Source organism: Altererythrobacter sp. (assembly GCF_050299635.1).
Lineage (GTDB): Bacteria > Pseudomonadota > Alphaproteobacteria > Sphingomonadales > Sphingomonadaceae > Erythrobacter.
Map to the genome: position 1 here is coordinate 34,447 of NZ_JBNKWF010000012.1, position 13,175 is coordinate 47,621.

General features: G+C 61.9%; 11 protein-coding genes. All 11 read right to left on the bottom strand.

Annotated elements, in window-relative coordinates:
* Window positions 1-8: 8 nt before the first annotated feature.
* Window positions 9-1,037 carry an exosortase A gene (xrtA, locus tag ACQY6C_RS08210; protein WP_427967358.1) on the bottom strand — a complete coding sequence of 343 codons (1,029 nt, stop codon included), beginning with the start codon at window positions 1,035-1,037 and terminating at the stop codon, window positions 9-11.
* Window positions 1,027-2,247 carry a TIGR03087 family PEP-CTERM/XrtA system glycosyltransferase gene (locus tag ACQY6C_RS08215; RefSeq protein ID WP_427967361.1) on the bottom strand — a complete coding sequence of 407 codons (1,221 nt, stop codon included), beginning with the start codon at window positions 2,245-2,247 and terminating at the stop codon, window positions 1,027-1,029. The genes xrtA and ACQY6C_RS08215 overlap by 11 nt, the downstream gene beginning before the upstream one ends.
* Window positions 2,247-3,311 carry a FemAB family XrtA/PEP-CTERM system-associated protein gene (locus ACQY6C_RS08220; RefSeq protein WP_427967364.1) on the bottom strand — a complete coding sequence of 355 codons (1,065 nt, stop codon included), beginning with the start codon at window positions 3,309-3,311 and terminating at the stop codon, window positions 2,247-2,249. The genes ACQY6C_RS08215 and ACQY6C_RS08220 overlap by 1 nt, the downstream gene beginning before the upstream one ends.
* Complete coding sequence (locus ACQY6C_RS08225) at window positions 3,308-4,216, bottom strand: XrtA system polysaccharide deacetylase (RefSeq protein ID WP_427967367.1); 909 nt, start codon at window positions 4,214-4,216, stop codon at window positions 3,308-3,310. Before ACQY6C_RS08225 ends, ACQY6C_RS08220 begins: the two co-directional genes overlap by 4 nt.
* Entirely contained in the window at window positions 4,216-5,388 is a 1,173-nt protein-coding gene (locus ACQY6C_RS08230) for an XrtA/PEP-CTERM system-associated ATPase (protein ID WP_427967370.1), read from the bottom strand. Before ACQY6C_RS08230 ends, ACQY6C_RS08225 begins: the two co-directional genes overlap by 1 nt.
* An 11-nt stretch (window positions 5,389-5,399) precedes the next feature.
* Window positions 5,400-7,031 carry a preprotein translocase subunit YajC gene (locus ACQY6C_RS08235; protein ID WP_427967372.1) on the bottom strand — a complete coding sequence of 544 codons (1,632 nt, stop codon included), beginning with the start codon at window positions 7,029-7,031 and terminating at the stop codon, window positions 5,400-5,402.
* Between the two features lie 4 nt (window positions 7,032-7,035).
* Window positions 7,036-8,031 carry a capsular biosynthesis protein gene (locus ACQY6C_RS08240; protein ID WP_427967375.1) on the bottom strand — a complete coding sequence of 332 codons (996 nt, stop codon included), beginning with the start codon at window positions 8,029-8,031 and terminating at the stop codon, window positions 7,036-7,038.
* Between the two features lie 11 nt (window positions 8,032-8,042).
* A complete protein-coding gene (locus tag ACQY6C_RS08245; protein ID WP_427967377.1) occupies window positions 8,043-9,566 on the bottom strand; it encodes an XrtA system polysaccharide chain length determinant in 1,524 nt (507 codons plus the stop codon).
* 16 nt (window positions 9,567-9,582) lie between these two features.
* Window positions 9,583-10,227, bottom strand: coding sequence for an XrtA/PEP-CTERM system exopolysaccharide export protein (locus ACQY6C_RS08250; RefSeq protein WP_427967380.1), 645 nt, complete (start codon window positions 10,225-10,227; stop codon window positions 9,583-9,585).
* A 173-nt stretch (window positions 10,228-10,400) separates the two neighbouring features.
* Window positions 10,401-11,627 (bottom strand): pyridoxal-dependent decarboxylase, exosortase A system-associated, encoded by a 1,227-nt coding sequence (locus tag ACQY6C_RS08255; protein ID WP_427967383.1) that lies wholly within the window; start codon window positions 11,625-11,627, stop codon window positions 10,401-10,403.
* Complete coding sequence (locus tag ACQY6C_RS08260) at window positions 11,624-13,150, bottom strand: acyl-CoA ligase (AMP-forming), exosortase A system-associated (protein WP_427967386.1); 1,527 nt, start codon at window positions 13,148-13,150, stop codon at window positions 11,624-11,626. Before ACQY6C_RS08260 ends, ACQY6C_RS08255 begins: the two co-directional genes overlap by 4 nt.
* Between the last annotated feature and the right edge of the window lie 25 nt (window positions 13,151-13,175).

The following is a 13,175-nucleotide window of genomic DNA, read 5'->3' on the forward strand; positions in this document are numbered from 1 at the left end:
GCCGGGGCCTACAGGAGGAATGGTGGAGCGTAAATCGCGCCAATCATGAAGAAGGCGAGAATTGCGGCGAGCGCCGCGAGAAGCGCGACGGGATTCGCCAGGTTACGATCCAGAATCGCAAGGAGTGAATTGCTTTCAATCTGTTCGAGACTCAGGCCCGCTTCGTCCGGTTCACGCTCGAAATAGCGCCACGCCGCGCCCAGCAGCAGCACGACGACAACGGCGAAGAATATCCAGCCATAGAAAATGTGATCGAAACCGGCAGCGAACTCCACGCCCTGGCTTTGCGCAATATAGATGGTGCCCCAGGCGCGCACGCCATTGGCCAGGATCGGCACCACCACGCAAGCGAGCAGGAAGATCGCGCGCCGTGTCCAGCTTGCAAATGCGGTAAAGCAAACCAGCGCTCCCAGCGCGACCATGGCGATGAGGAACTTTACGCCAGAACAGGCTTCGGCCACCACGAACAATCCAGCCGCTGTATCGATGTAGATCCCATCGATCGTCGCGGACACACCGCTCAAATGGGTTAGTGCGATGGCGATTTTGGCAGTGATCGTCTGCAATGACGGGATGATTTCGTCACCAAAAGGCACAAGGAAGGCCATGTAGCCGAGCGGAAGCAGCAGTGCCGCACCGACACGTGGGCCAAGCAGCGCCAGGACCGCCCCTTGCAGCGCGGCGACGGCTCCGGCTTGTGCGAAGAGGTTGATTTCCGTCACTCTTCCGGCGAACCAGAGGAACAGCGCCAGAGCTACGCAAGCAATCCCCGGCCACCAGGCGGTGGGGGTGAGCCTGCCCAGCACATCCTTCCGCAAAGCGACCAGCCAGGCCACGATGATCGGCACCAGCAGAATGTGATTGTAGGTATCGATGTCCCACCATTGGTGGAGCATCTCGCCCCATTCGCGCGCTGTCAGGAGAATCAACCCCATCCACGCGACCGCAAGCTGGAGCAAGGCATTGCGCCACGCCGCGGGTAGCCGGGTGAGCGGCCCCTCGCCGGGCCATGACAGAGTGAGCCTGTCAGGCAGCATTGCGCTTCTCCGCCTGCGGCAAAACCAATTCGGTCAGTGGAGCCAGAACTGCGGGCCAGCTGTGGTGTTCAAGCGCGAAGCGCCGGGCGGCTGGCCCAATTGCTTCGCCTCGTCCTTCGGTGCGGAATGTCTGGAAGCGCTTCACCATTGCCTCGGCATCGAGTGCCTCGACCAGCCAGTGTTCGCCATCCCGCGCGGAAATCCCGGTGGCTGCCTGAGGGCTGAGCATGACGGGCAGGCCCATCGCCATGGCCTCGAGCACCTTGTTCTGGACTCCGCGCGCGATCGAGAGCGGAACCAGCGCCATATCCGCCGCCGCAAGGAAAGGCCGCACATCGGGCACCTCGCCCCAGATTGTGAGGCCGGGTGTGTCGGAATGCGTGAGCAGCGCCGGAGTGGGATTGCGCCCTACGATATGGAACTCGGCCTGCGGCTCGACAGCGCGAATTGCGGGCAGGAAATGCTCGATTGCCCAAGCTGCGGCCTGCTCGTTCGGGCGATAGTCCATCTGCCCGGTAAAGACGAAATGCGGACCGGGCCTGGCACTGATCTCGCGATTGGCCTGCACCATATCCGGGTTGAAGAATTCAGCATCGATCCCGTTGCCGATCGCGTGAATCCGTGTGCCGGCAGCGTCGCGCAAGCGGGATTGGAGCAGCGATTTCTCGTTCTCGCTAATCAGGATCGTGGCATCGGAGCGGTGAGTTAGCCGTTCTTCTTCGACCGCCAGCAGCCGCCCCTCGCGGCGGTTGAGCCAGACCCGCTCGCCCGCAGCTGCATAATCTTCGAACTTCACCGAATCGACGTCACACAGGTCGACGATCACCCGGCCCGCGAACTCATTCGGGATATATTGGCCCATCTGGCCCGAGAAGATCACGATCGTTTCGATCGGTCGTTCGGCCATGGTGCGACTAACCCACAGCTGCAAAGCGCGGCTGTGAAATGCGGTCAGGCTGACGGGCTTGCCGCTCAGAACCGCCTCCGCGCCAGCCAGCGCCAGAGGTTTGCTGCGGCGAGTGACGCTATGGCTTGCCGCGACTTCGGAGAGTTCTGACTCGGCCGCAATATCCCTGTCCGTCTCGGCAAAGCACCCAACATGCACCGGCCCAAGCTCCGCCAGATGCTTCAACAAATGGTGGGCGCGGATCTTGTCTCCCCGGTCTGGCGGAAACGGGATACGGTGAGCCAGAAACAGAATCTCGCCCATCACGCCAATCCGCGCGAGATGAATGGTCCGATGGCATTGGCGAGAGGGAGCGGCAGCTTCTTCCACAGCGCGATCTTGGCCGAGTAGCTTGCGTCAGTCGGGTCCAGATCGCGCGCTTCCATTCCCGGGGCGCTCCACAAGCCATATGTCAGCGGTTCGGGCTCGAAGCCCCAGTTCTTCTTGTAATTGTATGGCCCGCTGCCAGTCTTGGAACGGCCGAAATCGAAGCGGGTCATGCCGCGCCTGCGGGCGTGGAGCATCAACTCGTAATACATCCGCTCATTGGCCCTGAGCGCGCGCGCCGCGAATGTTCCGCCGCCCCAATAGGGCATGATGGTTTCGCGATGATAGAATGACAGCACGCTCGCCACCGGACCTTGCGGCGAATGCACGGTCAGGATGTCGCTGCTGTCGGGGAAGGCATCGAGCATCGCGTCGAACAGCGCGCGCGGGAATACCGGCGTGCCCAGATTATGCACGCTTTCGGCATAGATCGCGTAATGCGCGGCGCGTTCGGCCTCATCGCGTCCAGTGGTTACGGTGAGATTGCCTTGCAGGCTTTTGCGGACTTCGGCGCGCTGCTTGCGCGGTATCCAGGCGAGCTGAGCTTCGTCGTCTTGCGCCAAGTCAGCTGCGAAATTGGCGTGGCGATCGGACCAACTGCGCCAGCCAGACGGGATCACCCCGCCCCTCACCTCAACCGTGGAGATGGAGCTGCGCTGCGCCAGTTCCTGTGCCGACTGGCACAGGCCTTCTGCTACCGAAGATTCCTCCGCCAGTGCTCCGCCCCCGACGCCGAAACCGCTGGAGATCAGCGCACGCCCGAACAGCGGTGAATGAACCACGCTGAGCGGTAGCCAGCCAATCACGGCTCCCAGTTTCTCTGCGACAATCCCGCTGGCCCGCTGTCCCGTTCCCGCTTCGACAGCCGCAAGCCAAGCCGGACGCTGGAACAGCGAACCGCCCAGTTCGCGCACGAAGCCTTCGATGCGTGTGCGCTCGCCCGGATCGGCCAGATCGGCGGTGGTGAATTGCGTCGAGACAGGATGCAACGGCGCATTCATACGGCCAGTTCCCATGAGTTTGCCAGCACCGCCTCGCGCTCCGCGATCTCGTCCATCCGCCCCCAGGCGAAGTCGCGCAGCAGCATTCCGAGCTTGCCTGCCATCCGGTCCAGATTGGTGTAATGCCGCAAGCGTGAGCGGAGCGGAGCGTTCGCGACTCGCGGCTGACCGGGATCGACTTCCCACGGATGGAAATAGAACGCAGCCGGGCGCCCTTCCCGCTGGTTTACCTGCCGGATCGCCCAGCGAGAAAACTCGTATGGCAGCACGCGGAAAAACCCACCTCCGCCCGCTGCAAGCCGCTTGCTGCCGAGCATGGCGGTCGTGACGGGAATCTCCACGAGCGATGAGTCCGGCAGTGGATAGAAGGCGAAGCGCGGCGCTTCGGGCCAGCCATAGTGGTCATGCACGACCGGCGCGATGCTGGAGGAATAGGCATAGCCCTGCTCTGCCAGCTCCTCGAAAGCCCAATGGGTGCGCGCATCGATCGAGAAGCTCGGCGCGCGGTAGCCCGCGACGCGCGTGCCGGAGGTATCCTCAAGGATTTTCCGCGCGCGCCTGATATCCTCGCCAAACGCCTTGCGATCAAAGGTGAATACCCGCGCGTGGTCGTAGCCATGACTTGCCACTTCATGCCCTGCCGCAACGATCCGCTGCATCATTGCCGGATGGCGCTCCGCCACCCAGCCCAGAGTGAAGAAGGTTGCCTTCACACCTGCTTCAGCAAACAAATCGAGGACGCACGCGACATTGTCTTCGACGCGGGTTGCGATCGAACCCCAGTCGCTACGGTCGATCACCTTTTCGAAGGCACCAACCTGGAACCAGTCTTCGACATCGACGGACAGCCCATTGATGACGCGCGTGGTTCCGGAAGCGGGACGGATTTCACGTTCCTGATTCATCAGGCCGCCTCGCGCGATGAATCGTCCTCGAACCATTCGATCAACATCGTCAGGACATGGCGGAGCGAGTGCTCCTGCTCTTCCAGGCGCGCTTCAATTGCCGCGACGGCCTGTTTGACCACAGGATCCTCATAGGAAACGGTCGATGTACTTGGCGCGCTCTGCTGGTTCAATGCACCAACCATCCGCTCCAGCTCGGCAATCCGGCAGTCCCGTTCCGCAAGCAGGACCTCGAGAGCCTCCGTGTCGACAGCAGGGGCAGGTGTTGCGGCGACCGGGGCAGCAGGTCGTTCGACAGGAACAGGCTGTTGCGTGCGGACAGGTTCGGCCTTCTTCGGCGCATTCTGTGAACCATGCTGCGTATCGCCTGCCATTTCGGCGCAGACAGCTTCGAGCATTTCGATGGTGAACTCGGTCCGTTCCTCAACCGCGCCCAGTAGCAGCATGCGGTTCATGACCTGGTTCACGCGGCGCGGAATTCCGTTCGTCGCCTGATACAGCGCGGAGAAAAACTCCGTTCCAATAGCCGGATTGCCCTGCCAGCCGACCCGCATCATGCGGTGGCGGACATAGGCCTCCAGCTCCTGCGCGCCCAGCGCGTCGAGATGGTGCGAAGCGATGATCCGCTGGCGCAATTGCTCCAATTCGGGATGGTTCGCCACCAGAGCGCGAAATTCGGGCTGCCCCAACAGAAGCGTCTGCAACAAGGGATGCGAACCGAGCTGGAAGTTTGAGAGCATGCGCAGCTCTTCCAGCGCTTCGATATCGAGGTTCTGACACTCGTCCACCACCAGCAGGCATCGGCGCCCGGCGCGCGCTTCTTCCTGCAGGAAGCGTTCGATCACGCCCAGCGCGGTCGCCTTGTCATGGCCCTCGACCTCCAGGCCGAAACTTTGCGCGACGACATGGATCAACTCGTCCCCGTCAAGCGCGCTGGTCACTACCTGCGCGATACTCAATTCCTTGGGATCGATCCGCTTCATCAGATGCGCGACAAGCGTGGACTTGCCCGCGCCGACTTCGCCGGTGATGACGATAAAGCCTTCACCCTGCGACAGGCCATAGCCGAGATAGGACAGCGCCTTCTTGTGGCTTGCGCTCTCGAAGTAGAAATCCGGATCGGGCGTGAGCTGGAACGGGCGCCCGCTTAGCTGGTAGAATTGCGCGTACACGTCGTGCCCCCTTAGAAATCGTAGCGAAGACCGAGCAGCGCAGAGGCCGTCTTGATGTCTTCTGCGGAAATATCGGAGTCGAGATAGTCGAGCGACAAGGCCGCTCTTGCGGAAAGCCTGGGGCCGATCGTGCGGCTGTACGAAGCCGAAGTGCCCATGGCAGTCACATCGCCGCCATTGGCGAAGCCGCTCTCGAACCAGTTGACATAGCTACCCACGGTGAAGCTGGCATTCGGTCCCAGTTCGCCGGTGAGTGAGGTCGCGATGTAATAGCTTTCATCCACCACGCCATTGGCGGCAGCGAGGACTGTTCCGGCGGCCGCGATATATTTGCGGCGATCGTAACCGGCAGCGATTGCGCCCGCATAGCGACCGACCTTGCGCGTGTAGCTGGCCTGCACGCCGCGTCCGCGGAAAGTGGAGGAGCGCACCGAGCCGAACACGCCGACGCAGTTCGCACCGGTCTGGCCCGACACGCATCCGCTGAAATCGCCCGTCAGCGCATTGCGCGCGGCGGTGAATTCGGTCGGAAGTCCAGCAAGTGAAGTCGTCAGCAACCCGCCAAAGCCTGTTACTCCGTCATAAGCGGAAATATTTACACTGCTCGACGCACTGGGAGCCCAGGCAAAGCTGCCATAGTAGGTGGTCGAATCGTAGCGGCGACCGATATGCGCTTCGAGCGCAGTGCGGCGGCTCGGGCGCCAGATCACGCCAGCATCCCAGATCAGCCCGTCGGTCTCGAAAGCAATCCGGCGTGGCGCGGATTTGTCCGTCACATAACGGCCATTGCTACCGATTACGGGAATGCCGTTGGCATCGAGCACGGCGTCGCGGCTCGAGATTTCGACGTTCTCGTATCCGACGCCGCCAACCACGGCGAGCGTGGGCGAGATCGGGATCGTGACGTCGGAGCGCCAATGAACATCACGCACCCGCTGATCGAGGTTGGAGATATCTTCCTGATAGACGCCGCCGCCCACTGCAATGCCGACCGGCAGCGGCTCGTAAGGCTTGGTCGCGAAGTGGACTTCGCCCTGGTAGGTAACGCTGTCATCGAACACGTCGAGCGGCGCCGCACCCGGCGCGGTAACGATCGCATTGGGCGATTCGACACGGGTATAACCCACGCGGCCAAGCGCATTGACTTCGATGTCGTCGAGGCGGGTGTGGAGATTGGGGCCGGCATAGGCGGAATAGATTCGGCTTTCCGAATCCCGTGAAGGCAGCGGGTTGGAGCTTGTGCCGCCGCTTCCGTCGATTTGTGTGCGACTTGCCAGCGCGCCCGCTTCCAGCGTGACCTTGCGCGGGACGAGCGAGAGATAGCCGCGCGCAATACCGCTCACGGTATCGCTATCGAGCGACTTGTTGTCGTAGCTGATATTGCGCTCGTAGCGCAGCGATACAGACGCACCACTGTTCCTGCCGGTCAATATCGCATCTACGCCAGTGGCGACCTGGGTATAGGTCAACACGTCGTCGCCTGGCGAAAGCTCTGCCAGCCAGACCTGTGACACCTCGATATAGGGCGAGACATCGACATGGCGTGCGCTTTCGGGCGCACCATCGTCGGCAAGGGCCTGCCCCGGAATGGCGGCGAGCGCGAGTGCCGCCATGGCTGAATTGAGAATGCGGGTGGAGCGCATGAAATCAGTTCCCATACCCGCCGTAAGAACCGAACTTGCGGCCTGACGGGCTGAATTGCGTTGCGTTGAGCAAGAGTTTGATATCCGGGCAGGCGGAGAGGAGCTGGCTGGCATCCTCCAGTGCGCTTTGCCCTGTGACATCGGCCCGTGCGACGAGCAGCGCCTGGCCGACATGCTTGGCAAGATCGGCAGCAGGCGAAGCGGCGAGCGCAGGTGGCGTATCGAAGATGAGGATGCGGTTGGGCGCGCCAGCCGTGAGCCGGTCCAGCACTTCGCTTGTGCGGCGGCTCGCCAGATATTCCGCGTCGGCGGTGGTCCGCTTTCCGGCGGGCAGTACGAACAGCCCCTCGATATCGGTTGAAAGAACCAGATCTTCAGGCGCGATCGAAGGATCGGAAAGCGTGTCCATGAAACCGCGATCGGACTTGAACCCGAGCACGCCTGGAACCGATGGATTGCCAAAATCGGCATCGACCAGCACCACCTCGATATCGCGCTCCGCCGCCATGGCGAGCGCGAGATTGACGGCGCAATAGGTCTTTCCTTCGTTTGGATGCGGCGAGCACACCAGAATCCGGCGCGCGGCCTGTGTGCCCGTTTCACGCGCATCGCCAAGCAACTCGCGTTTGACGATCCGGAATTCCTCCAACAGTGCAGTTACCGGCCCGTCGGGCACGATCATGCCCGTTTCCTGCAAGAGCTTGCGGTCGACGCTGACGGCCTTTCCGCGCAACGCGACGCGTTCTGTCTCGGCCGACTCCGCAGGTTGAGGCGGTGCCACCTCGGCGCGCGCAACTGGTGCGGCTTCAGCCTGTGTAGCGATAGGCTGCGGCTGAGAACGGCGCGGCGCAACCCGTTCGCGTGCCTGTGAAAGGTCGAGCGGTGGCGCTGCAGGTTTCATGGCGCTGAGGCCGAATGCCCCGCTGGCGCGCTCGAACAGCGAATCTCCGGCATTTGCAGGCCGGGACTTGTCGAGGGGTATCTTGCTCTGTTCAGTCATCACTCGCCCCTTCAAGCCACGCCGCCGACCTGGACGAACTCAATCGCCAGGAGGATAACGAAGACGCCGCCAAGCGCCGCGGCGGCGCCAATGAACTGCTTGAGGCGCTTGGCCTGGATCGCACGTGCGCCATCGTTCATCGTGTGCGAGATCGAACCGATCACCGGCAGACCCATTGCGCGCTCGAGCTTTTCTTCGGTGCTGAAGGTGGAACGAAGCTGCCCTATGCCAAACGCGGCCCCTGCCCCGGCCCCCAGGCCTGCAAACAATACGCCGAGCAAAAGGAGAGGACGGTTGGGAGCAGCCGGTTTGCGCGGGACCACCGGCGGGTCGATCAGATCGAATTTGACCGAGCTGCGCTCGTTCTCGACCTGGCCGCGCAGACGGATCTCCTCGCGATCCTGCAGCAGCTCGTCATATTTCTTCCGCAGCACTTCGTAGTCGCGGCTGATCCGGTTGGCTTCAGCGGCGACTTCGGGTTCGCTGGCCTGGCTGCCCATCAGCGCCGCGATATCCGATTGCAGCGCGGCGCGCCGGGCCTGTAGCGATTCGACACCGGCCTGGCGTTCAGCCTTGATGGAGATCAGCGAGGTATAGGCGGGATTGGGCTGCCCGCTTGCGGCATTGGGGCCCTCTTCAGCAGCCTGCCTGCGCAGCAATTCGATCTGCTTCCTGGTGGCCGCGACGTCGGGATGCTCGTCGGTCAGGCCGCGTCCGCGAAGCTGGGCAAGCTGCGACTGCGCCTGCATCAAGGCCCCGCGCGTACCGCCGCTGTCACCAGGCGTCACAATAGTGCGCGGAGTTCCGGCAATCTGGCCGTTGATCGCGGCCAGCGCACTTTGTGCCGCCGCGAGATCGGCGTCCACGCCGCGCAACTCGGTACGGGCTTGCTGGATCTTGGTCGCCAACGTGGAAGACCCGCCAATCAGCTCGGGGTATTTGGCCTCGAAGGCCAAGCGGCGTTGCTCGGCTGCTTCCAGTTCTTTCTTGCGGTCATCGAGCTGCCGGTCGAGGAACACGATCGTCCCCGCGACTTCGCTGCGATTGCCCGCGATGTTCTCTTCGCGAAAGATATCGATCAGTTTCTGCACCACATCGCGCGCGAGCATGGCGTTCTCGGCGTCGGAGTATTCGCGCTTGCCCACCTTGGCGGAGAGCGAAAACAGATTGTCCTCTTCGCTTGCGATGGTGACCTTCTTGGAAAGGTCCGCGATTGCGCCGTCCATTTGCGAACGTTCTGTGATGCCTTCGCCCAGCTTCGTGCCGCGAATGACTTTCTCGAGATTTACCGAACTCGCCAGCGTCTGGCGTACTCGCCGGATCTCCTGACGGCCATCGCCCGCAATGCCGATCTGCTCGGACAGTACGTCGTCGAGGTCGACATAGATCCGCGCCTTGGCTTCGTAGCTGTTGGGGATCATCGCCACCACCAGCCAGCCCAGGATGCAGATGCCCCAGGCCACAGCCAGCGCAAGCCAGCGGCGGTGCCAGACCGTGTAGATCGCGGCGCGCAATTCTTCGAATATTTCGCTCATGCTGGCGATCCGTTCCCTAGAACGTGCTTTCCGGGATGATGATTACGTCGCCCGGCTGCAGCATGACGTTGGCCTTGCTGTCGCCGCGCTTGAGGAGATCTGCCAGATGCAGTGCATATTCCTTCTGCTGGCCGCTCTGCTTGTCGAAGCGGATCAGCTTGGCACGGTTGCCGGCGGCAAACTCGCTCAGGCCGCCTACTGCGATCATCGCGTCGAGGACGGTCATATTCGCACGGTAGGGCAGCGAAGCGGGCTTCTCGGTCGAACCTACGATGCGGACCTGCTGGCTGAACGTGCCTGCGAACTTGTTCACGATCACCGAAACGATCGGCTGTTCGATGAACTGGGAAAGCTGCAGGCGGATATCCTCCTGCAGCATGGTCGGCGTCTTGCCCACGGCCGGCATGTCGCGCACCAGCGGAATAGTGATCCGGCCGTCAGGGCGAACCTGGATCTTTTCGGCGCTGAGTTCGGGATTGCGCCACACATGGATCGTCAACTCGTCGAGCGGACCGATCACATATTCCTCGCCGGGCCCCTCTTGCAGGGCGACAAACGAGGCGGGCGGAAGCTGCGAGCCGCCTCCTGTGGCGCAACCGCCGAGGGCGAGCGCTGCGAGCGCGCAACCTGCATGGAATGAGCGGAAGAGGGGTCTTGGCATTTACGCGGATCCTTGGCCTTGGCATGCGGGCAAGAAACACACGGCAAGAGCGACCTGCCTGCTCCCGACCCACGGAACAGGCGCAGTCCTTGCCCTAAAAGGGTGAACAATGCGTTAGTATTACTGCGAAATTTACGCAGCATTCCCGTTTCGAGACAGGCGGTTAGGCAAATCTAAATCAGGATTTCGCGAGCCGGACCCTGGCCCAGGAAATTGGCCGGTGAAGCGCTTGCACCATAGGCGCCTGCGCAGAACACCGCGACCAGATCGCCAACCTCTGCCTGGGGGAAATGACCCTGATCGGCCAAGCGGTCGAGCGGCGTGCACAGACAGCCGACGATACTGGCTTCCTCTTCGGGCTCTGCGGTGAACTTGCTCGCAATGGCAACAGGATAGTTGCGCCGAACCACGGTTCCGAAATTGCCGGAGGCGGCAAGCTGGTGGTGCAACCCCCCATCGGTGACGAGATAGGTCGTGCCGTGGCTGATCTTCCGGTCGACGATCCGGGTCAGATAGACTCCAGCTTCCCCGACCAGGAAACGGCCGAGTTCGATGCAGAGTTCTGTCTCTGTGAGAACGTCTGGTAAATCGATAACCCGGGCGCTCAAGACAGTGCCAATGGCCGCAATGTCGACCGACGCATCGCCGTTGAAATAGGGAATTCCGAAGCCGCCACCCATGTTCAGTTTAGGCAGAACTTCGCCAACCTCTTCTGCAATTTTCGCAGCTAGTTTCAATACGTTGGCTTGGGTTTCTATGATTGCTTCTGCGTCAAGGGCCTGGCTGCCGGTGAAGATATGCAGACCGCGCCAATCTGCCCCGCCCGCAATCAATTCGCGTGCCAGCGCAGGTACGCGCTCCGCGTCCAGACCAAAGGGCTTGGCCCCGCCGCCCATCTTCATGCCGGAACCGCGCAGCTCGAAATCGGGGTTCACCCTTATCGCCACGCGCGGCACCTTTCCGATCCGCCCGGCGATGGCGAGCGTGCGGCGCGCTTCGCCTTCACTTTCGCAATTGAGCGTCGCACCCACGCCGATCGCAGCCTCGATTTCCTCGTCTCGCTTGCCCGGTCCTGCGAAACTGACCTTCTCAGGATCAATCCCGGCGGCAAGGATCATCGCCAGTTCACCGCCAGAAGCGATGTCGAAACCGTCCACCTTTCCTGCCATGTGCTCCAGGAGCGGGCGGAAAGGATTGGCCTTGACGGCATAGTGAATGCGCAGTCGATCCGGCATTGCAGCGCGCAGATCGACCATCCGCCGGTTCAGCATCGCCTTCGAATAGACGAATAGCGGCGTCGATCCGGCTTTATCGGCCAAGGCGCTGGCGCTCTTCCCGCCAATTGCCAGTTCGCCGTCCAAGGTTTCGAAGCCTGCTGGAATGGGGCCGAGCGGCTTCATTGCGAGAGCTCCTGCGTCAACGCGTTGCGGTCGATCTTGCCATTGGGATTGAGCGGCATGGCTTCGCGCCAATGGATCACTTGTGGATTCATAAAGTTAGGCAATTCCTTGGCCAATATCTTCGGTAGCGCTGCCTGAGGGTCTTCGCCTTCGCCGGAAGCGCGCACTATCAGATGGACGGCTTGCCCCAGGCGATCGTCCTTGATCCCCAGTGCGACGGCTTCTGCCACAAGACCAGTCGCCAGCGCAGCCTCCTCGACTTCCTGCGGGCTGATCCGGTTGCCGGCGCTCTTGATCATGGCGTCGCGCCGCCCGACGAAATAGAGCAGGCCCTCTTCATCGCGCGTGACTCTGTCGCCCGACCAGACGGCAATGCCGCCATATTCGGACATCGCGGGTGCAGGCTTGAAACGCTCTGCCGTACGCTCGGCGTCCTGCCAATAACCCTGCGCCACAAGCGGGCCGCAATGAACCAGCTCGCCTTCCTCGCCTGGCGCCGCGACGTCACCATCGTCGTCGATAACCAGAATCTCTGCGAAAGGTATGGCTTTACCCATTGAAGTTGGGTGTGAATCGACAAGTTCAGGATCGAGAAAAGTGGACCGGAACGCTTCCGTCAATCCATACATCGGGAACAGGTTTGCCGCCGGAAATATGGAGCGCAAATCATGTACCAGATCTGTCGTCAAAGCGCCGCCGCTATTGGTCAACCGCCGCATGGCCCGAATGGCGTCATCGCTCCATTCGAGCTCGGTCAGCTGCACCCAGAGCGGTGGCACCGCCGCAAGCGTAGTGACGCCGTGCTTAGCGCAGGCTTTCATCACATCGCGTGGGAAAAGATAGTCGAGCGGAACCGCGCAACCACCCGCATACCAGGACGAAAGCAGCTGGTTCTGCCCGTAATCGAAAGATAGCGGAAGCACTGCCAGCGTGACGTCGTCTGCAGCCATGCGAAGGTAATGCGCAACGCTTACGGCACCCAACCACAGGTTCGCGTGGCTCAACATTACGCCCTTGGGCTTCCCGGTCGATCCGCTGGTGTAGAGGATCGCCGCCAGATCGTCTGTATCAGCATTGCTTGGTGGCAATTCACCCGCCAGCGCCTCGGCCGCGGCCAGCGCCGCGCTTTCCTCCAGCACGGTGCAAATGGCAGGCACATTACCCTCTTCCAACGAGGCAAGCCGCGCCTTCGTTCCAATCAGCATCACCGCGCCGCTATCGGACAAAATATGGGCGACCTGTGCGTGCTTGAGCAGCGGATTGATCGGGACATGGACCAGGCCAGCACGCGCCGCCGCAAGTGGCATCAGACAGGTCAGTTCGCCCTTGGCCGCCCATGTCGCCACGCGCGCGCCCTTCTCTGGCACTTCGCTAGCCAGCCAGGCCGCCAGCCGAGCGACACGCTGTTTTAACTCATTATGGTTAAGTGTCTCGCCGCGAAGGATAAGTGCCGGGTCCCCTTCCGCTCCGCGTTCGGCAAGATGGTCGAGCGGCTTTGGTTCGGGATCGGGTGCAGAATGCATGGAAGTTCCAGGAGACTTAGAAGCG

What these genes read in the sequence shown, in the direction of transcription:
- xrtA (WP_427967358.1), bottom strand. Translation starts at nt 1,037, where the DNA reads ATGCTGCCTGACAGGCTCACTCTGTCATGGCCCGGCGAGGGGCCGCTC.
- ACQY6C_RS08215 (WP_427967361.1), bottom strand. Translation starts at nt 2,247, where the DNA reads ATGGGCGAGATTCTGTTTCTGGCTCACCGTATCCCGTTTCCGCCAGAC.
- ACQY6C_RS08220 (WP_427967364.1), bottom strand. Translation starts at nt 3,311, where the DNA reads ATGAATGCGCCGTTGCATCCTGTCTCGACGCAATTCACCACCGCCGAT.
- ACQY6C_RS08225 (WP_427967367.1), bottom strand. Translation starts at nt 4,216, where the DNA reads ATGAATCAGGAACGTGAAATCCGTCCCGCTTCCGGAACCACGCGCGTC.
- ACQY6C_RS08235 (WP_427967372.1), bottom strand. Translation starts at nt 7,031, where the DNA reads ATGCGCTCCACCCGCATTCTCAATTCAGCCATGGCGGCACTCGCGCTC.
- ACQY6C_RS08240 (WP_427967375.1), bottom strand. Translation starts at nt 8,031, where the DNA reads ATGACTGAACAGAGCAAGATACCCCTCGACAAGTCCCGGCCTGCAAAT.
- ACQY6C_RS08245 (WP_427967377.1), bottom strand. Translation starts at nt 9,566, where the DNA reads ATGAGCGAAATATTCGAAGAATTGCGCGCCGCGATCTACACGGTCTGG.
- ACQY6C_RS08250 (WP_427967380.1), bottom strand. Translation starts at nt 10,227, where the DNA reads ATGCCAAGACCCCTCTTCCGCTCATTCCATGCAGGTTGCGCGCTCGCA.
- ACQY6C_RS08255 (WP_427967383.1), bottom strand. Translation starts at nt 11,627, where the DNA reads ATGAAGCCGCTCGGCCCCATTCCAGCAGGCTTCGAAACCTTGGACGGC.
- ACQY6C_RS08260 (WP_427967386.1), bottom strand. Translation starts at nt 13,150, where the DNA reads ATGCATTCTGCACCCGATCCCGAACCAAAGCCGCTCGACCATCTTGCC.